This is a genomic window from Methylobacterium sp. E-025 (assembly GCF_022829705.1).
Classification (GTDB): domain Bacteria; phylum Pseudomonadota; class Alphaproteobacteria; order Rhizobiales; family Beijerinckiaceae; genus Methylobacterium.
In genome coordinates this window covers 1-20,242 of the sequence record NZ_JAKSYR010000108.1, presented here as the reverse complement: position 1 = coordinate 20,242, position 20,242 = coordinate 1, and the positions used below count along the sequence as shown (strand labels likewise).

The 20,242-nt window shown below is 71.5% G+C and carries 20 protein-coding genes and 1 pseudogene; 11 read left to right on the top strand and 10 right to left on the bottom strand.

Going from position 1 to position 20,242, the window contains the following annotated elements; translation table 11 throughout:
- Positions 1-41: 41 nt before the first annotated feature.
- Together MKK64_RS14545 and MKK64_RS14540 are read right to left on the bottom strand one after the other, a co-directional pair.
- The gene (locus MKK64_RS14545; RefSeq protein ID WP_243935633.1) at positions 42-602 is read right to left on the bottom strand and encodes a Uma2 family endonuclease; all 561 of its coding nucleotides are present in this window, start codon (positions 600-602) and stop codon (positions 42-44) included.
- A 71-nt stretch (positions 603-673) separates the two neighbouring features.
- Positions 674-2,131 carry a homospermidine synthase gene (locus MKK64_RS14540; protein WP_147728458.1) on the bottom strand — a complete coding sequence of 486 codons (1,458 nt, stop codon included), beginning with the start codon at positions 2,129-2,131 and terminating at the stop codon, positions 674-676.
- A 316-nt stretch (positions 2,132-2,447) separates the two neighbouring features.
- Here MKK64_RS14540 and MKK64_RS14535 point away from each other — a divergent pair, with 316 nt between their 5' ends.
- The 4 genes from MKK64_RS14535 (at position 2,448) to MKK64_RS14520 (ending at position 7,509) form a co-directional block, all read left to right on the top strand.
- Complete coding sequence (locus MKK64_RS14535) at positions 2,448-2,678, top strand: hypothetical protein (protein WP_243935631.1); 231 nt, start codon at positions 2,448-2,450, stop codon at positions 2,676-2,678.
- 107 nt (positions 2,679-2,785) lie between these two features.
- Positions 2,786-3,466, top strand: a complete 681-nt coding sequence (locus MKK64_RS14530) for an invasion associated locus B family protein (RefSeq protein WP_243935629.1) — start codon at positions 2,786-2,788, stop codon at positions 3,464-3,466.
- Between the two features lie 83 nt (positions 3,467-3,549).
- Positions 3,550-3,939 (top strand): hypothetical protein, encoded by a 390-nt coding sequence (locus tag MKK64_RS14525; protein WP_243935627.1) that lies wholly within the window; start codon positions 3,550-3,552, stop codon positions 3,937-3,939.
- 156 nt (positions 3,940-4,095) lie between these two features.
- On the top strand, positions 4,096-7,509 hold the full coding sequence (locus tag MKK64_RS14520; RefSeq protein WP_243935625.1) for a tetratricopeptide repeat protein: 3,414 nt from the start codon (positions 4,096-4,098) through the stop codon (positions 7,507-7,509).
- Positions 7,510-7,629: 120 nt separating this feature from the next.
- On the opposite strand, the gene MKK64_RS14515 is transcribed toward MKK64_RS14520, so the two are convergent.
- The 5 genes from MKK64_RS14515 to MKK64_RS14495 form a co-directional block, all read right to left on the bottom strand.
- Positions 7,630-7,977, bottom strand: a complete 348-nt coding sequence (locus MKK64_RS14515) for a DUF6883 domain-containing protein (RefSeq protein WP_243935624.1) — start codon at positions 7,975-7,977, stop codon at positions 7,630-7,632.
- Positions 7,974-8,225 carry a DUF4926 domain-containing protein gene (locus tag MKK64_RS14510; protein WP_147728581.1) on the bottom strand — a complete coding sequence of 84 codons (252 nt, stop codon included), beginning with the start codon at positions 8,223-8,225 and terminating at the stop codon, positions 7,974-7,976. The genes MKK64_RS14515 and MKK64_RS14510 overlap by 4 nt, the downstream gene beginning before the upstream one ends.
- A gap of 63 nt (positions 8,226-8,288) precedes the next feature.
- Positions 8,289-9,050 (bottom strand): flagellar type III secretion system pore protein FliP, encoded by a 762-nt coding sequence (gene fliP, locus MKK64_RS14505; RefSeq protein WP_279593197.1) that lies wholly within the window; start codon positions 9,048-9,050, stop codon positions 8,289-8,291.
- 80 nt (positions 9,051-9,130) lie between these two features.
- Positions 9,131-10,189: a lysylphosphatidylglycerol synthase domain-containing protein gene (locus tag MKK64_RS14500; protein ID WP_243935623.1), complete on the bottom strand. Its 1,059-nt coding sequence runs from the start codon at positions 10,187-10,189 to the stop codon at positions 9,131-9,133.
- Positions 10,186-10,569 carry a hypothetical protein gene (locus tag MKK64_RS14495; protein ID WP_243935621.1) on the bottom strand — a complete coding sequence of 128 codons (384 nt, stop codon included), beginning with the start codon at positions 10,567-10,569 and terminating at the stop codon, positions 10,186-10,188. The genes MKK64_RS14500 and MKK64_RS14495 overlap by 4 nt, the downstream gene beginning before the upstream one ends.
- A gap of 228 nt (positions 10,570-10,797) precedes the next feature.
- On the opposite strand from MKK64_RS14495, the gene MKK64_RS14490 reads away from it, so the two are divergent.
- The 4 genes from MKK64_RS14490 to MKK64_RS14475 all read left to right on the top strand — a co-directional run bounded on the left by MKK64_RS14490 (position 10,798) and on the right by MKK64_RS14475 (position 14,439).
- Positions 10,798-12,105, top strand: coding sequence for a capsule biosynthesis protein (locus MKK64_RS14490; protein ID WP_243935620.1), 1,308 nt, complete (start codon positions 10,798-10,800; stop codon positions 12,103-12,105).
- Positions 12,106-12,182: 77 nt separating this feature from the next.
- Complete coding sequence (locus MKK64_RS14485) at positions 12,183-12,470, top strand: hypothetical protein (protein ID WP_147728782.1); 288 nt, start codon at positions 12,183-12,185, stop codon at positions 12,468-12,470.
- Positions 12,471-12,660: 190 nt separating this feature from the next.
- Positions 12,661-13,848 (top strand): M20 aminoacylase family protein, encoded by a 1,188-nt coding sequence (locus tag MKK64_RS14480; protein ID WP_243935670.1) that lies wholly within the window; start codon positions 12,661-12,663, stop codon positions 13,846-13,848.
- A gap of 255 nt (positions 13,849-14,103) precedes the next feature.
- Entirely contained in the window at positions 14,104-14,439 is a 336-nt protein-coding gene (locus MKK64_RS14475; protein WP_243935619.1) for a GGDEF domain-containing protein, read from the top strand.
- Positions 14,440-14,521: 82 nt separating this feature from the next.
- Here MKK64_RS14475 and MKK64_RS14470 read toward each other — a convergent pair whose 3' ends face one another.
- Entirely contained in the window at positions 14,522-15,919 is a 1,398-nt protein-coding gene (locus tag MKK64_RS14470; RefSeq protein ID WP_243935618.1) for a leucyl aminopeptidase family protein, read from the bottom strand.
- A 107-nt stretch (positions 15,920-16,026) separates the two neighbouring features.
- On the opposite strand from MKK64_RS14470, the gene MKK64_RS14465 reads away from it, so the two are divergent.
- Positions 16,027-16,824 (top strand): tetratricopeptide repeat protein, encoded by a 798-nt coding sequence (locus MKK64_RS14465; RefSeq protein WP_243935617.1) that lies wholly within the window; start codon positions 16,027-16,029, stop codon positions 16,822-16,824.
- A gap of 99 nt (positions 16,825-16,923) precedes the next feature.
- Here MKK64_RS14465 and MKK64_RS14460 read toward each other — a convergent pair whose 3' ends face one another.
- Both MKK64_RS14460 and MKK64_RS14455 read right to left on the bottom strand, forming a co-directional pair.
- The gene (locus MKK64_RS14460; RefSeq protein WP_243935616.1) at positions 16,924-17,667 is read right to left on the bottom strand and encodes an RNA methyltransferase; all 744 of its coding nucleotides are present in this window, start codon (positions 17,665-17,667) and stop codon (positions 16,924-16,926) included.
- Positions 17,668-17,741: 74 nt separating this feature from the next.
- On the bottom strand, positions 17,742-18,290 hold the full coding sequence (locus MKK64_RS14455; protein WP_147725869.1) for a formaldehyde-activating enzyme: 549 nt from the start codon (positions 18,288-18,290) through the stop codon (positions 17,742-17,744).
- A 213-nt stretch (positions 18,291-18,503) separates the two neighbouring features.
- Here MKK64_RS14455 and MKK64_RS14450 point away from each other — a divergent pair, with 213 nt between their 5' ends.
- Entirely contained in the window at positions 18,504-19,718 is a 1,215-nt protein-coding gene (locus MKK64_RS14450) for an NADP-dependent isocitrate dehydrogenase (RefSeq protein WP_243935615.1), read from the top strand.
- 379 nt (positions 19,719-20,097) lie between these two features.
- Positions 20,098-20,242: pseudogene (locus tag MKK64_RS14445) on the top strand (hypothetical protein); the annotation flags it as partial.

The window sequence follows — 20,242 nt, the reverse complement described above, 5'->3', positions numbered from 1 at the left end:
CATAGATGGGTCCGCCCGCGACCGGCGTCAGCCGCGGGCGTTCAGAATTCCACCCGGGCGTAGATGTCGGCTACAGCGAGCGTGCCGCCGAGCTCGGCCAGGTCGATCACGTCGCCCCGTCCCAGCATCCGCATCGCCCATCCGGCGTCGCGCCGCCAGACCTCGGCCCGGGCATCGTCCTGATAGACGATCAGGAAGACCTGCAGCGCCGCGACCGTGCGGAAGAAATCGGTCTTGCGGCCGCGATCCATGCTCATCGTCGAGGGGGACAGCACCTCGGCGACGAGCAGCGGGTCGCGGGTGTAGCCGTCGCGGGGCAGCGGGCCGCACTGGACCACGATGTCGGGGATCGGCGCGAAGTCGTCCATCTCCGCGCTGAGCACGGCGAGGCCGGGGAGGGCGCTGCAGCCCCTGCGCTCGGCGAGTTCGTCGAGGCGCCGGACCAGGTTCGCGACGATGCGCTGGTGACGCCCGCTCGTCGGCGACATCAGCGTCGGTACGCCGTCGAGCAGCTCCCAGCGCTGGTCGTCCGGCTTGGACGCGACCCAATCCTGGTATTCGGCGACGCCCATGCGCGCGTCGCGTCGTCGGGCAACGGCCATCGCGGCCTCCTCCGGTGAGGCCGCGATGGTAGCAGTCCGGGGCCGGTCCGCAACGGCGCGGACGCTCGGGTTCAGCCGTGCACGAGCACGTTGCGGAATTGCCAGGGGTCGCTGGCGTCGATGTCCTCCGGGAACAGGCCCGGGCGGCCGGCCAGCGGCGTCCAGTCGGTGTAGACGCCGACGACGGGGCCGAGATACGGGGTCTGGACTTCGAGGCAGCGGCGGAAGTCCATCTCGTCGGCCTCGACGATGCCGGCCTCGGGGTTCTCCAGCGCCCAGACCATGCCGGCGAGCACCGCCGAGGTCACCTGAAGGCCGGTGGCGTTCTGGTAGGGCGCGATCCGGCGCGTCTCCTCGATCGAGAGCTGCGAGCCGTACCAGTAGGCGTTCTTCTTGTGGCCGTAGAGCAGCACGCCGAGCTCGTCGATGCCGTCCTCGATCTCGTTCTCGTCGAGGATGTGGTGCTTCTCCTGCACCTTGCCGGCATTGCCGAACATCTCGTGGAGCGACAGCACGGCGTCGTTGGCCGGGTGGTAGGCGTAGTGGCAGGTCGGGCGGTAGGCCGCGCGCTCGCCCTCGAGAACCGTGTAGTAGTCCGAGATCGAGATCGCCTCGTTGTGGGTCACGAGGAAGCCGAACTGCGACTGCGCGGTCGGGGTCCACGAGCGCACGCGGGTGTCGGCGCCGGGCTGGAGCAGGTAGATCGCGCAGCGCGAGCCCTTCTCCTGCTCGCGGGCGTTCTCGGGCATCCAGGTCTCGTGCGTGCCCCAGCCGAGCTCGGCCGGCTGGTTGCCCTCCGAGACGAAGCCCTCGACCGACCAGGTGTTGACGAACACGCCCTGCGGCTTCGGATGCTTGGCGCGCTGGGTGTCGCGCTCGGCGATGTGGACGCCCTTGACGCCGACCTCGCGCATCAGCGCGGCCCATTCGGCGCGGGACTTCGGCTCGGGCGTGGTCACGCCGGTGTCCTTCGCGATGTTCAGCACCGCCTGCTTGACGAACCACGAGACCATGCCGGGATTGGCGCCGCAGCACGAGACCGCGGTGGTGCCGCCGGGGCTGGCGGTGCGCGCGTCCAGGATGTCCTGCCGCAGCGCGTAGTTGGTGCGGTCGCCCTGGCTCTTCTCCTTGTCGAAGTAGAAGCCCGGCCACGGCTCGGCGACGGTGTCGATGTAGAGGGCGCCGAGCTCGCGGCACAGCTCCAGGATCGCGCGCGACGAGGTGTCGACCGAGAGGTTGACGCAGAAGCCCTGGCCGCCGCCCTCGGTGAGGAGGGGCGTGAGCACGTCGCGATAATTCTCGCGGGTCAGCGCGACCGTCTCGAAGCGCAGGCCGTGCTTGTCGGCGAGAGACCGGTGCGAATCATCCGGATCGATCACGGTGAAGCGGGCACGGTCGTATTCGAAATGGCGCTCGATGAGCGGAAGCGTGCCGCGACCGATCGATCCGAACCCGATCATCACGATGGGTCCGCTGATGCGGCCGTGGATCGGCCCTCTGTTCGGCCCTTGGTTCGGCGTGTCGGTCATGGCTCGGGCGGTCCTTCGGATGTGCGCGGCGCGCAGGGGCGGCTCGGGTTAGGCGGCCGATGTGACGATGGGGCGACAGGCCGGGCTCGTCCGCGAACGGGCGTCCGCGACGGCCCTCCGGCCCGGGCGCCGATCCCAGTCGGCGATCGATCGCGGCGCGGGGTATGTCCGGCCCTAGTGCCGCCTCGTGCCGTGAGGGTCAACCGCGCAACGCCCGCGCGGCGAGCAGAGTCGTTGACGAAGTCTTGCCGCGGCATGCGATGACTGCATGCGAGCCCCACCGAACCTCATGTTGCGTGCATCGCACAACGCTCGCATGCTGCACCGCGAAATCGATCACGATTCGTGCCGGATCATCGATCGAACGGAGTCCGCCATGCTGTCCGTCCTCACCGCCCGCGTTCCGGTACCCGCCGACGAGCCGCAGGACCGCGATCCCGGTTTCCTGACCCTCGCCTTCACGGTCGTGCGGGTCCTCCGGCGCGAGGGCCGCAGCGCCTTCGAGCGGCGTTGCGCACGCGCCGCCGGGACGCTGCCGCACGCTTGATCCTGTTGCGGCGCCGGTCGAATCCACCGGCACCGGATTGCGCAGCCTCGGCTTGACCGCTAGGCGGCTTCCTCAACGCCACATCGGCCGAGGGGGCCGTTCTTCGCATGTCGCCGATCCGCGCATCCCGCCGTCCCGCGATCCTCGCCGCCGTCCTGATCGCGCTGTCGATCGGCACAGTCCCGTGCGCCGCACAGGAAGAGGCGCCGGAGGCTCCGCCCGAGGCCGCGCCGAAGGTCAAGCCGAAGCCGCGCCCGCCCGCGCCGAAGCCGGCCCCGAAGGCGACGCCGGCCGCCGCCCCTGCCGCGCAGGCCGCGCCTGCCAAGACCGCGGCGGTCTGGCCGGCCGGCGCACTCTCCATCACCGAGAATTACGGCGACTGGACGCTGAGCTGCAGCCGTGCCGAGCCGGCGACGTCGTGCATGCTGATGCAGTCGCAGGGGGACAACAAGACCGGCAAGCGCCTGTTCGCCTTCGAATTGCAGGCGCCCAAGGACGGGCGGTCCGAGGGGCTGATCCTGATGCCGTTCGGCCTGGCGATCGACCCGGGCATCACCTTCAAGCTCGACGACGTGGTGCTCGGCAAGGGCGCGCCCTACATCTCGTGCGGGTCCGAGGGCTGCCTGGTGCCGATCAGCTTCCCGACGCTCGCCACCGACGCGATGCGGACGGCCAAGACCCTTCAGGTGATCGGCGTGAAGTCCGGGACCAACGATCCGCAGCCGATCGCCGTGCCGCTCGGCGGGTTCGCGCCGGTCTGGGACCGGGCGATCGCCCTGAGCAACTGACGCGCGGCGACCAAGGCGACGCGCGGGACATCAACCCGCCGCGCCACGGCACCGGCGAGCGAGACGACGAGGAGAGGCCGAGCATGCGCGACCCGATGATCCTAGCGGCGCTGCTCGCCTGCCTCGCCAGCCCGCTCGCGGCGCAAGAGTCGAGCCCGCCCGGTGCGCCGCCGGACTCGATGCCCGACGCACCGCCGATGGACAAGAAGCGGGTCATGGCCGCGCGGCTCGCCGGGCTGGTCGGCTTCGCCAACACCTCCTGCCCGGACATCCAGGGCGATCCCGCGCTGCTGAAATCGGCCGTCGAGCGCCTCGGAATCGATCCGCAGGACCTGGAGCAGGGCGAGCTGGCGGCGATCTCGCGCTCGTATGTCGAGACTTATCGCAAGGACGTTCCGGCCAATTGCCAACGCGCGATCGAGACGTTCGGCCCGTCGAGCCGAATCGTCCCGAACCTGATCGTCAAGCGCTGAGCGTCGCGCGGCCTCCCATCGGGAATGCCGTTGGGACGTCGGCGGCGACTGCGATTAAGCGCACGTTAGCCGCGATCCGGCAGTGTCGGCCCTCAGCGGCGTCGGAGCGTTGCGTCCCTCGTCCGGGGCGCCCGCCGCCCCGGGTGCGGCGTATCGATGGGCGCGAGGCTTGAGACGGGACCAGGGGTCCGCCGCACGCCCCGCAGCGCGGGCCTCGCGCTCGCCGTCCTGATCGGCCTCGGGCTGCCGGCCCAGGCGGCGAAGCTCCTCGCCGTCGCCGGCACCGATGCGCAGGGCTATGCGCGAATCGCCTTCACCTTCGACAGCGCGGTCTCGATCAAGGCGCGGCTCTCGAACGGCGTGCTGGTGCTCGGCTACGGCGAGCGGACCGAGGCTGGGCCGGAGCGGCTGGTCTCGCAGCTGCCCGATTACCTCACCGCCGTCCGGCGCGATCCCGACGGCAGCGGCCTGCGGCTCGCCCTGCAGCGGACCGTGCGCGTCAACGTGCAGGACGCCGGCGAGAAGGTCTTCGTCGACCTCCTGCCCGAGAGCTGGACGAGCCTGCCGCCGCCGCTGCCGCCGGAGATCGTCGCCGACCTGGCCCGGCGTGCGCGTGCCGCGGAAGCGATCCTGAAATCGCGCAACCCCGCACCCGTGCGCCGGCCGCTCGGCGTCGAGGTCGCGAAGCTGCCGACGCTCACCCGCCTGACGGTGCGGCTGCCCGAGGGCGCCGAGGCGACCGTCGGCCCGGAAGGTGGCGCAACGCGGCTGCGCATCCTGGGGGCCTACAGCTTCGACCTGTCCGAGACCCGTGGCCGGCTGCGCCAGGACATGGCCCGCCTGACCGCGTCGGCCGACGATGCCTCGGCCGGGCTCGTGGTGGCGGCGGGCGATGCTTTCACGGTCTCTACCGACCGCGACGACGACACCGTGGTGTTCGACATCGTCGCCAAGAAGGACGCCGCCGCCAAGGCCGAGGCGGCTGCCAGGGCGGAGCAGGCTGCCAAAGCCGAAGCCGCGACCAAGGCCGAACCTGCGACCAAGCCCGAACCCGCGAGCAAGGGAGAGCCGCCGAGCCGGGTCGCGCCCAGGACCGGGGATGCCAAAGCCTCCGCCACGGCCGATGTTCCGGCGGCCGCCGGACCACCGGGCACCGCGGCGCCGAACCGGCCACCGGCGCCCGAGCCGCCCGAGCGGCAGGCCGGGTCCGGCCTCGTCTTTCCGTTCGCCAAGCGCCCGGCGGTCGCATTGTTCGAGCGCGGCGGGGTCGCGACCCTGGTCTTCGAGACCGGCGCGCCGGTCGCCCTCCCGACCGGCGAGTCGGGCGGCCTGCGCGCCCTCGGCGAGCCGGTGCGGACGGGTGCGCTGACGGCGTTGCGCTTCGCCGTCCCGGCCGGGACCTTGCTCGATCTCGTGCCGGTGCGTGCCGGGTCCGCCGCCGGCGCCTGGGAGCTGACCGCGGGGGACGACCTCGGCCCGAGCGACACCCTCGCGCCGACGCGCCTGCCCGACGCCGCCGGGCACGGGCGCGTCGCGGTCGGCCTGCCGCAACCCGCCAGCGCGGCATGGCTCGATCTCGACGGCGAGCGCATCGCCGTCGTCACCGCGCGCGGCTGGAAGCCCGCCGGCATCGCGAAGCGCCAGCGCTTCGTCGATTTCGAGCTGCTGCCGAGCCGCTTCGGCCTCGCCGTGCTGGCTCAGGCCGACGACCTCACCGTGCGTCCCGACCTCGACGGCGTGGTCATCGGGCGCGAGGGCGGCCTCGCGGTCTCGTCCGTGGCGCGCCCCCCCGAAGCGCCGCTCGCCGAGGCCTCGAACCTCGCGATCCAGCGCGAGCCCTGGGAGCAGGCGCGCCTTGGCGACGTGCGCGAGACGATCCGGGCACAGTTCGGCGCCTCGATCGCGGCGTCCGCCGGAACGCGCGGCCCGCTGCGGCTCACCCTCGCGCGCACCCAGCTCGCCAACGGCCTCGCGCCCGAGGCCCTGACCACCCTCGACGCGGCCTCGGCCGACGACCCCCTGGTGGCGAGCGGCCGCGACACCGCGATCCTGCGCGCCGCGGCGCTCGCCGCGATCGGCCGAAATGCAGAGGCGCGTCGGGTGCTCGCGACCGAGGCGCTGCAGCGCGATCCCGAGGCAGTGCTGTGGCGCGCGGTCGCCGACGGGCAGGCGGGACGCTGGCACGACGCCGAGGCCGGCTTCCAGCGGACTTTGCCGGTGATCGAGCGCTACCCGCTCGCCCTGCAGGCGACGATCCGCACGCTGGCGGCCGAATCCGCGCTCGAGACCGGCGACCTCGACACCGCATTGCAGCGGGTCGCGCAGCTCGCGACCGCCGAGCCGACACCGTTGGAGCGGGACCGCGTCGCCCTGGTCCGGGCCCGCGTCGACGAGGCGACCGATCGGACCAAGGCCGCGCTCGACGCCTACGATCGCCTCGCCGAATCGGGCGAGCGACCGGCGGCGGCGGCGGCGGCTCTGCGCGGCACGCTGCTCGCGCGCGAGACCGGCAAGATCACCCCCGACGAGGCGATGGACCGGCTCGAGCGGCTGGCGATCACCTGGCACGGCGGCGAGATCGAGAACGCGATCACCGCCGGGCTCGCCCGGCTCTACATGGCGGCCGGGCGCTATCGCGAGGCCTTCACCGCCGTGCGGGCCGCCGATGCCATCGGCTCCGATGCACCCGAGACCCGGGCGCTGCACGACGAGGCGATGGCGCTGTTCGACGAGCTGTACCTCTCGCCGCGGGGCGATTCGCTCAGCGGGATCGACGCGGTGGCATTGTACTTCGACTTCAAGGACTTCGCGCCGATCGGGCGGCGGGGCGACGCCGTGGTGCGTCGGCTGGCCGAGCGGCTCGTCGGCCTCGACCTGCTCGATCCCGCCGCCAACCTGCTCCAGTACCAGATCGACAACCGCCTCACCGGACCGAGCCGATCGAGCGTCGCGACGCAGCTCGCCGCGATCCGTCTCATGGACGGCAAGCCGCTGATGGCGCTGGAGGCGATCGAGGGAACCTACCTGCCCGAGCTTCCCCGCGACCTGCGCCGCGCCCGGTCGCTGCTGCGCGCGCGTGCCCTGTCCGACCTGTCGCGGACCGATCTCGCGCTCGAGACGATCGAGGGCGAGGCCGGCCCGGACGCGGCGCGGCTGCGGGCGGACATCCTGTGGTCGGCGCGGCGCTGGCGCGAGGCCGGGGAGGCGCACGAGGCGCTGCTCGGCGATGCGTGGCGCTCCGGCAAGGTGCTCGACGACGCGGCCCGCGCCCACGTGATCCGCGCCGGCATCGCCTACGACCTCGCGGTCGAGCCGATCGGGCTCGAGCGGCTGAAGGCCAAGTTCTCGGATGCGATGGCCGACAGCGCCGATGCCCGCACCTTCGCGCTGCTGACCAGCGCCGACGCGACCAAGAAGCCGGGGTTCCGCGAGATCGCCCAGAAGGCGACGAACGCCGAGACCCTGGCGGCCTTCCTCGCCGAGTACCGCAAGCGCTACCCGGACGCCTCGCTCCCCGCCCGCGGCGAGCCCGAGAAGCGCGCGGACGGGCAAGCGACGCCGCCAGGCTGAGCATCGTCGGACCTGGCGGTGCGGCCTCGCCGGATGGCGATGCGTCCGCCGCATGCATTCGTCATCGGAGCGGTTGCCGTGATCGCGGCCTTCGCTTCGTCGGGTCGATGGGCGAAGGCATCAGCGCGTCAGCGGCACCGCGGTGATGAGGCGCCAAGCGATCGCCGCTTGTTGCTGCCAGACGACGCGGACGCGCGGGCGCCGTCCATCCGGGGCAGCGATCGGCCCCTCGACGACGAGGCGCACGCGACCGTCGACCTGGACCAAGCAAAGGGCTTCCGTGCCGTAGAGCGCGTCGGCCTGTGCCAGCAAGGCTCGGCCGAGCTCTTGCGGCCGGGACCGATCGAACCCGAAAGACAGGAAGAAGCGCGCCTTCGGGCCGCCTGTCGGATGTTCGGGGTTTAGGAGGTAATCGACCAGCTTGCCGTCCGGAATCTCGAGGACCGGCCACCAGCCTTCGTCGATCAAGGAACCGAGCGCCCCGTTCGCACGAGCTGCGCTGCCTCGACGGTGGCGAGCGCGCCGGGTGGTTCCGGGAACTCGACCTCGTAGGCCTCGCCGGCCCCCCAGACCGCGACCACGGTTCCCGCGGCGCCGGCCGGGATCATGTCGCCGTCCATCGTCACGACACTGGCAAGCACGCGCACGTCGTCGAGATCCCGCAGCGGAGCGCCGGGATCGGTCCGCCGCATGAGGTGGATGGTGTCGACCGACATGGGATCAGGATGGGCCGCGCCGGGCGGCTCGTCAATGTGAGCTTTCCGCGAACGAAGCCCGCGTCAGCTTCCCCCGTAGCTCTGCACCAGCGATCCGGCGACGAGCGTCCAGCCGTCGACCAGCACGAAGAAGATCAGCTTGAACGGCAGCGCCACGGTCGCCGGCGGCACCATCATCATGCCCACCGCCATCAGCACGGAGGCGACCACGAGGTCGATGATCAGGAACGGGATGAACAGCAGGAAGCCGATCTCGAAGGCGCGGCGCAGCTCCGAGATCATGAAGGCCGGCGTGACGATCTCGAGGCCGACCGCCTCGGGCCCGGAGGGCACCGGCACCTTGGCCATGTCGAGGAACAGCTTCAGGTCCTTCTCGCGGACGTTCTTCAGCATGAACGCCTTGAACGGCGCCGACGCCCGCTCGAAGGCCTGCACCTGCGTGATCTGGTTGGCGAGCAGCGGCTCGATGCCGGCGCGGTAGGCTTCGCGCCCGGTCGGCGCCATCACGAAGGCGGTAAGGAACAGCGCGAGGCTGACGATCACCGTGGTGGGCGGCGCGGTCTGGGTGCCGAGCGCCGAGCGCAGGATCGACAGCACCACCACGATCCGCGTGAACGCGGTCGCCATCACCAGGACCGAGGGCGCCAAAGCTAGCACGGTGATGAGCGCGACGAGCTGCAGCGCGCGCTCGCTGGCGCCGCCCGCGCCGAGATCCACGGTGAGGCTCTGCGCGGCGGCCGGACCCGCGCCGAGCGCGAGCGCGAAGACGGCGAGCCCGAGACGACGCGGGATCCGGAAACGAGGATGGATGTCGGCGGGCTTCATGGCGGCGGCACCCTGGGGCGGGTTCTCGGGCCGTGCAAGCCTGGAGGACGGATCGAGCCTTGCGGACGGGCCGCGCGTGCTCATGGCGTCGGCGAGCCCACGGTGCCGCGGCGCGATTCGAGGTTCTGCCACACGATCAGGGAGGGCAGGCCGAGCACCACGTCGGGGACGCGCTTGGCGAGCGACAGGGCGATGGCGGTGCCGGGATCGATGCCGAACAGCGCGCCGACGATCACGAAGCCGCCCTCCTGCACGCCGAGCCCGCTCGGGATCGGGAAGGCCGCCGACTTGATCGCCTGGCTCAGGGCCTCGATCACCAGGACCTCGGGCACGGTCACGCCCTCGACGCCGATGCAGGCGAGCACGATGGCGATCTCGGCCGCGCCCAGCGTCCAGGCGAGGGCGTGCAGCAGGACCGATTGCAGCAGGCGCAGGCGCCGTCCGGGGCCCCAGACCGCATCGAGCGCATCCTGCACGCTGCCGCCCTCGCTGCGGGCCGGCTCGGCCTCGCGCACGAAGCGCCGTGAGAGCGCGCCGAGCTTGCGCTCGACGAAGCGCGCCGCACCCGTGCGCTGGAAGGCGAAGAAGGCGGCGAGCACGAGGCCAGCAACCGCGAGCGCCCGCAGCACCCAGCGCGCGAGCTCGGCGGCCGGCTCGCCCTCCACCTGCATCAGCAGGCCGGCGCCGAGCAGCGCGAACAGCGCCTGCGTCCCGACCTGGAACAGCATGTCGGCGAGGATCGAGGCGGCGGCGAGCGGGCCGGCGACGCCCCAGAAGGTCAACAGCCGGCCGCCGACCACGTCGCCCCCGACGGAGGCGACCGGCAGCAGCACGTTGATGCCCTCGCGCACGAAGCGCAGGGTGGCGAAGGCGGGAAGGCCGGCCGGCGATAGGCCGTCGAGGATGCGCTGCCAGGCGACCGCGCAGATCGTCACGATGGCCGCCCGCATCATCACCACGGCGGCCAGGCCCAGGAACCCGATCCGGCCGAACGCGTCGGCGACGGCTCCGAGGTCGTTGGTGGCGACGAGCCAGACGGCGAGGCCGAGGCCGAGCACGGTGCCGGCCAGCGGCAGGCGGCGCAGGATCGCCCGCGCGACCCCGGGCCGGCCCGCGCGGGAGGCCCCCGGCGCCGTCACGCGGCCGCGTCCCGATCGTCTCCGGCCTCCGGATCGTGCGACGGCGCGGCCGGTCTCCGGCACGGCAGCAGCTGGGCGGCGATCTCGGCCGCGGGCGCCGCCGGGTCGATCAGCAGGATCCGCCCGCCCGCGACGCTGGCCCCGGTGGCGACGGCGACGAGGCGCTTCGGGCAGGGGCCGAGGCATCCGGTCTCGACGATCCGAAGCTTCGCCCCGGGCCGGGCCTGCTTCAGGCCGGCCTTCACCCGGTCGCGGATCGCCCGCTTGGGCAAGCCCTGGCGCTTGGCGCACTTCGTGCAGACCGCCACCACCTCGGAGAACTTCGCCTTCGCCGTTCGGACGGGTCGGGCAGATGCGACGTCGGCGGAATCCGTTTTCATCGCACATCGGGTAGGACGGGGACGGGCGGCGCGCAACCGCGGCGGATCGTGCCGGCCGCCGCCGGCCGCGCACCGCCGGCGCCTTAAAAAGGGCCGAAAAGAACGGGATTGCGGCACCGCTCCGATCGCGAGCGGGCCTCGTCTCGAAAGCGAGCCGGCGAGGTCGCACGGCGCGGCCGTCTCCGTCACGGCGCGGTCGAACGAGCAGAGCGCAGGAAACCGGAACGGATGAGCGTCGACGAGGTCAGGCAAGGCGATCGGCTCCGCGGCCTTCTGCAGGTCGCGCAGCGGTCTGTGACCGAGCTTCGGCGCGGTGCCGAGACGATCGAGCCGATCCGCGATCCGGCCCGGCGCTCGCTGGTCCAGCGCACCCGCGAGAGCCTCGCCTGGACCCGCCTGCCGGGCCTCAGCCCGGTCGACGCGGAGCCGAAGAGCTACGTCGCCCGGCTGGTCCAGCGCTTCAGCCTGTTCGTCCTGTTGCCGACCGCGGTCGTCGGGTTCTACCTGTTCGCGATCGCCTCGGACCAGTACATCGCCGAGGCGCAGTTCGCCGTGCGCGGCAACGTCGAGCCGATGGAGAACGTGTCGCTCGGCGAGTACACCAGCCTGATTCAGAAGCACAACAGCCAGGACAGCTACATCGTCCGGGACTTCATCAACAGCCAGGCGATGGTCGACGCCGTCGAGAAGAGCCTCGGCGTGTCGCAGATGTTCTCTCGCAACGAAGCCGATTTCTGGGCGCGCTATCGCACGCCGCAGCCGATCGAGGAGCTGACGAAGTACTGGCAGGAGCACGTCCAGGCGCGGATCGACGCGATCTCGGGCGTGATCCAGCTGTCGGTCCGCGCCTTTACGCCGGAGGACGCCCTGGCGATCGCCAAGGACGTCGTCGCCCGCTCCGAGGTGCTGATCAACGAGATCTCGCGGCGCGCGCAGGCCGACATGGTCAAGCAGGCCGAGATCGATTCGGCGGCGGCGCAGGAGCGGCTGCGCAAGGCGACGCTGGACATCCAGCGCTACCGCAACCACTGGGGCATCATCGATCCGATCAAGTCGGCGGAGGGCACCCTGCTGACGATGATGACCCTGCGCAAGGAGAAGCTGAAGGCGGAGAACGACCTCCAGGTGCTGCGCGGCTCGAACCTCGACGAGAAGTCCCGCTCGATCCAGGTCCTCGCCGCGACGGTGGCGGCGATCGACGGCCAGATGAAGACGCTGCAGGACCAGCTGACCACCGACGGGGGCGCCGCCGGCGGCGCGACCATGACCAACGCGCTGCTCGAATACGAGGGCCTGATGGTCGAGCGCACCATCGCCGAGAAGCTCAACGAGATGGCGAACACGCTGCTCGACCGGGCGCGCGTCTCCGCCGGCAAGCAGCACATCTTCCTCACGGCCTTCGTGCCGCCGATGATCCCGACGGATTCGCTCTATCCCAAGCGCTGGCGCCAGCTCGCGGTGCTGTTCTTCTGCTTCGTCGTGCTGTGGAGCTCGGTGTCGCTGATCGTCGGCGGGATCAGGGACCAGCGGATCTGAGCGGGCGCAGCGCCCGATAGGGCCGGCCCGCATCCGGGTTCGGCCGCCCCCCCTCGAGCGGACCCGATCGCACGCCCATGCCGGACTTCTCCGACCTCGTCGCCCAGGCGATCAAGCCGACCATGAACCGGGCCGAGCGCGAGGCGGTCTACGGGGTGGTGCGGCAGGCGGTGCTGCGCCTGCGCGAGCGCGAGGGCATGGCGCCCGACGATCCCCGCCTCGCGATCCAGCATCACCTCGTCGAGGAGACGATCCGCGACGTCGAGGCCGACATCGCGCGCTTCGAGGCGATGCGGAAACTGGACGCGGCGCTCGCGGCGCAGACGCTCGCCCACAACGACGGCGGATCGGGGCGCCGCCGCTGAGGCGATACGCCGTCGCTCCCACGTTGACCGGAGCGTTGGCCCCCTGTTTGCTGGTGGGACCTGCCGGCCGCGACGACCGGAGCCGAAGGCCTACCGATCCATGCCGTTGCCGCACCCGTCCGCCGAACCTCCGATCGCCCGCGATGCCCACGTCCGCGGCGCGGCCGCCGAGGACCGATCCACGGGCGGCCTGCCGGAGATCCGGCGCTTCGCCGACGAGATGACCGCCTGGCGGCACGACCTGCACGCCCATCCCGAGTTGCTCTACGACGTCACGCGCACCGCCGGCTTCGTCGCCGACAAGCTCGCGGCCTTCGGCTGCGACGCGGTCGAGACCGGCATCGGCCGGACCGGCGTCGTCGGCGTGATCCGGGGCAGGGGAAACGGGGCCGGACACGGCGCGGGCCAAGCCGCCGCCCGCACCCTGGGTCTGCGCGCCGACATGGACGCCCTGCCGATCCAGGAGGTGCGTGACCTCGCCTACCGCTCGACCGTGCCGGGCAAGATGCACGCCTGCGGGCACGACGGGCACACCGCGATGCTGCTCGGCGCCGCGAAGTACCTCGCGGCCACCCGCAACTTCGACGGGACGGCGGTGCTGATCTTCCAGCCCGCGGAGGAGGGCGGCGGCGGCGGCGAGGCGATGGTCGAGGACGGGCTGATGGAGCGCTTCGGCATCGATGCGGTCTACGGGATGCACAACATCCCCGGCCTCGCGCTCGGATCCTTCGCGATCCGTCCCGGCCCGATCATGGCCTCGACCGACCGCTTCACCCTGACGATCGAGGGACGCGGCGGCCACGCCGCCCTGCCGCACAACGCGATCGACAGCGTCGTGGTGGCGAGCCACGTGGTGATCGCCCTGCAATCGATCGTGTCGCGCACCATCGACCCGCTGCAATCGGCCGTGGTCTCGGTCTGCGCGCTCGAAGCCGGCGAAGCCTTCAACGTGCTGCCGCAGACGGTGACGATGCGCGGCACCATGCGCGCGCTCTCGACCGCGGTGCGCACAACGACGAAGGCGCGGATCGTGGCGATCGTCGAGCAGGTCTCGGCCGGGTTCGGCGCGGTCGGCAGCGTCGACTTCGGATCGAGCTACCCCGTGACCGAGAACCACCCGGCGGAAGCCGCCTTCATGGCCGACGTCGCCGCCGGCCTCGTCGGCGAAGCGCGGGTCGACCGCGCCGTCGCGCCGATGATGGCGGCCGAGGACTTCTCCTACATGCTCGGCCGGCGCCCTGGCGCCTACCTGTTCCTCGGCAACGGCGACAGCGCCGCGCTCCACCACCCGCACTACGATTTCTGCGACGCCGCCGCCCCGCTCGGCGCCTCGCTCTGGGCACGCCTGATCGAGACGGGGCTGCCGCTGGCGGGATGAGACGTGGACGCGCAAGCGTCTCCGGGTCGCGGCTGTCGACGCGGGAAGATGAGAGCGCCGCCATTGCTCGATCATCGCGGTCGCGGCGACCGTCGCCGACACGCGCGCTGGTGGAAACCTCGGCGCGCAGGCGCGTGCAGCCTCGTGATCACGCGGCGTAAGGATGTCGGGCATGCGGCAAGCCTGCATCGCGGGCGTCGTCCAGCTTCGCGAGCGGACCGTCGACCGCTACGGCCATCCGGTCGGCGACGAGACTTGACGCTGTTCGCCGAGACCGTACGCGAGGGGACGGGGTCCGATGCGCTCCTCGTCCGTCTCGGCGGCGAGGCGTTCGCCGCGCTCCTGCCCGGCTACGACCGGCAGCCGGCGCTCAGCCGCGGCGCGGCGATCGCGCGCCGGTTCGCTGCGGCGCCGGCGGGGGCGGACGGCCTCGCGATCCACGCCACCGTCAGCGGCGGGCTCGCGGCCCCGGAGGGCCGCGGTCTCGCCGAGAGGCTCGCGAGCGCCGACGGCGCGCTGTACCGGGCAAAAGTCCTCGGTCGGAACCGCATCGAGGCCGCCGGCCCGGAGGCGCTGGCCGCCGCGGCCTAGCGGCCCGGCTCCGGCCCGCGACGAGCCCGGCAGGCGAGCCGACGACGACGTGGGCCATCTTCCCCCACGAAGATCCCGCGTGTCACGCCGCCGGGTAGCGCTCCTTGAGCAGCGCGTAGACCAGGCGCGCGGTCTGCACCTCACCGCCCTCCGGCCGGCCGGGCTTGGCCGAGGGGTTCCAGCCGTAGAGGTCGAGGTGGACGTGGCCCTTGGTGCTCGGGGCGAAGCGGCGCAGGAACAGCGCGGCGGTGATCGCCCCGGCGAAGGGGCCGCCGGAGACATTGTTGAGGTCGGCCACCTTCGAGGCGAGCAGGCTCGCATAGGGCGCGTGCAGCGGCAGGCGCCAGACCGGATCGGCCGCGGCGCGGCCCGCCGCCTCGAACGCGGCGGCGAACGCGTCGTCCTCGGTGAAGAACGCCGGCAGGTCGGGGCCGAGCGCCACGCGGGCGGCACCGGTGAGTGTCGCGAAGTCGATCAGCAGCTCGGGCGCGTCGGCATCGGCGAGCGCCAGCGCGTCGGCGAGGATCAGCCGGCCCTCGGCATCGGTGTTGCCGATCTCGACGGTGAGCCCGGCGCGGCTGCGGATCACGTCGCCGGGGCGGAAGGCCTCGCCGGAGATCGCGTTCTCCACAGCCGGGATGAGCAGGCGCAGCCGCAGGCGCAGGCCGGCGCCCATCGCCATGTCGGCGGCGGCGAGGGCTGCGGCTGCGCCGCCCATATCCTTCTTCATCAGCAGCATGCCGGCCGACGGCTTGATGTCGAGGCCGCCGGTGTCGAAGGCGACGCCCTTGCCGACCAGCGTCACCCGCGGCGCGTCGGCCGGCCCCCAGGTGAGGTCGATCAGCCGGGGCGGCCGGGTCGAGGCGGCGCCGACCGCATGGACCAGCGGGAAATCGCGCTCGAGCTCGGCGCCGGCGATGACCGTGATCGTCGCCCCGTGCCGCTCGGCCAGCGCACGCGCCGCCGCCTCGATCTCGGCCGGGCCGAGGTCGTTGGCCGGCGTGTTGACGAGGTCGCGCCCGAGCGCGACCGCGGCGGCGATGCGATCGGTGTCGGCGGCGTCGATTCCCTCCGGCGCGACGAGGCGGGGGCGCTCCGGCCCGGCGGGGCGGTAGCGCGAGAAGCGATAGGATCCGAGCAGCCAGGCGAGCGCCGCCTCGGCCGGCGCCTCGGCATCCGCGAAGGCGTAGGTGCCGGGCGGCAGCAGGCCGGGGAGCTTGCCGGCGAGAAGCCGATCGTGGCCGGCCGCGTCGGTCTCGCCGAGGCCGAACAGCACGCGGGCGAGCGTCCCGTCGGCGGCGGGCAGCAACGCCACCTGCCCGGGCTTGGCCGCGAAGCCGATCGCCCCCGCATAGGTCCGCTGCGCGGCGTCGAGGCCGGCTTCGATCCTCGGCCACCCGTCCTTCGCGACCAGGGAGATCGGGATGCCGGAGGTTCCGGCCGGCAACAGGGGCGGAAGGGACGGTGCGGTGTCTGTCATGCGGTCCTGGCCGGGCCGGGCGCTTAACCCCGGGTTAGGGTTAACGCTCTATCACCGTCCCGTCCGGCACGGGAAGAACCTCCTGCCGGACCTCGACGGAGCATTCCATGATCGCGGCCCTCCGGCCGAATACGGCCCCGTTCGCCCGGGGTTCGGCCCCCCGCCTGGTCGCCGCCTGCCTGGTCACCCTCGTGGCCGCTGGGTGCCAGTCGCGCTCGCCCGAGACCACCGGCTCGATCGACGCCCCGCGCATCGCGGCCGGGCAGGTCGAGTCGCTCGCCGAATCCTACGCGGCCAACCCGAACGATCTCGGCATCGCGATGCGCTACGCGCAGGCGTTGCGGGCCACCGACCAGCGTGCCCAGGCGAGCGCGGTGCTGCAGCAGGCTGCCCTGCGGAACCCGCGCAACACGGCGGTGCTCGGCGCCTACGGCAAGTCCCTGGTCGAGGTCGGGCGGCTGCAGGAGGCGCAGGACGTGCTGCAGAACGCCCATTCCCCGGCGCAGCCCGACTGGCGCATCCTGTCGGCGCAGGGCTCCGTCTCCGACCAGCTCGGCGACCACGCCCGCGCGCAGAGCTTCTACGAAGCGGCCCTCAAGATCCGCCCCGACGAGCCCTCCGTCCTGTCCAATCTCGGTCTGTCCTACGCGCTGGCACGCCAGCTCGACCGCGCCGAGGAGACGATGCGCGTCGCGGTCTCGCGGCCCGGCGCAGACGCGCGGGTGCGCGGCAACCTCGCCCTGGTGCTCGGCCTGAAGGCCCGGTTCGACGAGGCCGAGGCGATCCTGCGGCGCGACCTGCCGCCCGCGGAGGTCGCCGCCAACCTCGCCTCGCTGCGCAGCCTCGCCGCCCAGTCGAGCCGCGCCGCGGCCGCCTTGGCCCGCAAGCCGGCCGATCGCAGCTAGAGCATCTTCAAGCGAGGTGGATCCCGGCTCGCGTGAAGACAATGCGATCTCTAGACAAGATAGAGCGTTTTTCGTGATCCGGGGATCACCAAAAATCCTCTAGGACGCGTCGTCCGGTCGGCGCCGCGCCCCGCGTTCGAGCGCCTTGAGCGCACCGCGGAAGGTGCGCACGTCCTGGTCGGTCAGGCTCATGCGGTGGAGCCGGTCGCGCATGTTGCGGGCGATGATCTCGCGCTTCTGCGGCGGGTAGAATCCGGCGCGCGCGAGCGTCGCCTCGAGGATGTCGAACAGGGAGAGCAGCGCCTCGCGGGTCGCCTGCGGCGCCCGGATCTCGCCGGTGAAGCGCGGTCGGGCGAGGCCCGCCGCGCGCCGCCACTCGTAGCCGACCAGCAGCACGGCCTGGGCGAGGTTGAGCGACGGGAATGCCTCGGCGACGGGAAAGGTGACGATGGCATCGGCCAGCGAGACCTCGTCGTTCAGGAGCCCGACGCGCTCGCGGCCGAACATCACCCCGACCTTCTCGGCGTTCGCGCCGCGCTCGGCCGCCTCCGTCATGGCGGCGTCGGGCAGCAGCACGCGCTTCATCTGCCCGCGCTCCCGCGCGGTGGTCGCGAGCAGCATGGTGAGGTCGGCGACGGCCTCGGGGAGCGTCGCGAAGACCTTGGCGGCGTCGAGCACGTGCGTCGCGCCGGAGGCGGCCTCACGCGCGCCCTTCTTCGGCCAGCCGTTGCGCGGCGCGACGAGCCGCAGCTCCGACAGCCCGAAATTCGCCATGGCGCGGGCGGTCATGCCGATGTTCTCGGCCAGCTGCGGTTCGACGAGGATGACGACGGGGGCGCTCATGCGCGGCGCTCTCGCATGGACGTCCGCCGTGCGGAAGGGCCGCCGGCCGGACCGGAGGGTCTCGGCCGCAAGGATCAGATCTTCCCGTCGAGGCCCATCTGATAATACTTGTGCACGATCTTGTCCTGGTTCTCCAGCAGCCAGTCGATCGAGGGCTCGTTGGTCATCGCCTTGCGGATCGCCTCCGTCATGCCGCGGCGCTGGATGTCGAACAGCGCCTTGTGGTCGACGGTCTCGGCCTGGATCACGCCGGGGCTGAGCCAGACCGAGCAGATGATGCCGAGGTCGTTGGCCTTCTCCTTGGGGATGTAGCCGGCGCGGACCGCATCGAGCACGCCGTTGGCGATGGCGAACTGCACCGTGCCCATCAGGATCGAGGTGTACTTCGATTCCGTGACGCTGACCTTGGAGACGCACAGCGTCACCGGCCGCACCATGATGTCGGTGTTCAGCAGCGCGAAGACGCGGGAATGGCCGACGACCTGGTCGCCGGTCAGCGTGGCCAGCGCAGTGCCGACCGGCCCGTCGAGCTCGCCGATGATCACCTCCGGCTCGGATGCGGTGTTCGGCGGCCCGCCGGCGACCAGCGCCTCGCCGGCCCGCAGGATGATGCGCTCGCTCATGGTTGCTCCTCACGCGTGATGGATGCGCGCTGATCCCAGCCGGACGGCCGGATGTCCACCCCTAAGCGCCGCACGGCCGAGCTTGCATGACAGCCCCGGCGGCCTGTCCGCGCCCCCGGCTTTCGCCCGGGAAACGCCCGCGCTATGACCCGCCCCGCGGCCGCACGGCATTTGCATGGGGCCCGCCCGGATTACCACGGAAGGCAGCGGCTCATGGACAAGATCAAGGTGGCGAAGCCCGTCGTCGAGCTCGACGGCGACGAGATGACCCGGATCATCTGGTCCGAGATCAAGAACAAGCTGATCCACCCCTATCTCGACCTGGACCTCGACTATTACGACCTCGGCGTCGAGCATCGCGATGCCACGAACGACAAGGTGACGGTCGACGCGGCCGAGGCGATCAAGCGCCACGGCGTCGGCGTGAAGTGCGCCACCATCACCCCCGACGAGCAGCGCGTCAAGGAGTTCAAGCTCAAGGAGATGTGGCGCTCGCCCAACGGCACGATCCGCAACATCCTCGGCGGCGTCATCTTCCGCGAGCCGATCATCTGCAAGAACGTGCCCCGCCTCGTGCCGGGCTGGACCCAGCCCTTCGTCATCGGCCGCCACGCCTACGGCGACCAGTACCGCGCCACCGACTTCAAGGTGCCGGGCAAGGGCCGCCTGACGATCAAGTTCGAGGGCGACGACGGCACCGTGATCGAGAAGGAGGTGTTCAAGTTCCCGGCCGCCGGCGTCGCGATGTCGATGTACAACCTCGACGACTCGATCCGCGACTTCGCCCGCGCCTCGCTGAACTACGGCCTCGCGCGCAAGTACCCGGTCTACCTGTCGACCAAGAACACCATCCTCAAGGCCTATGACGGCCGCTTCAAGGACCTGTTCCAGGAAGTGTTCGACGCCGAGTTCAAGGGCAAGTTCCAGGCGCTCGGCATCACCTACGAGCACCGGCTGATCGACGACATGGTCGCCTCGTGCCTGAAGTGGTCCGGCGGCTACGTCTGGGCCTGCAAGAACTACGACGGCGACGTGCAGTCCGACACGGCGGCGCAGGGCTTCGGCTCGCTCGGCCTGATGACCTCGGTGCTGATGACGCCGGACGGCCAGACCGTCGAGGCCGAGGCCGCGCACGGCACGGTGACGCGCCACTACCGCGAGCACCAGAAGGGCAAGGAGACCTCGACCAACTCGATCGCCTCGATCTTCGCCTGGACCCGCGGCCTCGCCCACCGGGCCAAGCTCGACGGCAACGCCGAGCTCGCCAAGTTCGCGACGACGATCGAGACCGTCTGCGTCGACACCGTCGAGGCGGGCTACATGACCAAGGATCTCGCCCTTCTCGTCGGGCCCGAGCAGAAGTGGCTCTCCACCACCGGCTTCCTCGACAAGGTCGACGAGAACCTCAAGGCGGCGATGGCGGGCTGAGGCCCTATCGCGCCGGGCGGACGGCTCCGCCCGGCATGTCGCGCAACCGATCCGGGAAGCGGCCGTCGCGCAGGAAGGCGAGGGCCGCTTCCGCCACGTCGGGATGGTTCATCAGTATTCCTTACTAAGCGATGCAGCGATGATCGCGCTGGAATAATGTCCTGATCGCGCACTGGTAGACTCGTCATTCCGTCGACGCATACTATTCGACGTGCTCAGCCAAGAAACGGATCCTTCGAAAAAACTCGCTGGCAGTGATGACTATCTTAGGACTATAGGCATAGCGCGCATTGAGTCCGATAGGGATTCCCTTCATAGAGGATCGTTAGGTGGCGATTTCAGCTCTTCGAGGGCGCTTGCGATGCCGAACGATCAGGGGCCAATCATCGAGATCGCGGTCGAGCCGAAGTCGAAGGCCGATCAGGAGAAGCTCGGCATCGCGCTCGCCAAGCTCGCGGCGGAGGATCCGTCCTTCCGCGTCTCCACCGACCAGGAGTCGGGCCAGACCATCCTGCGCGGGATGG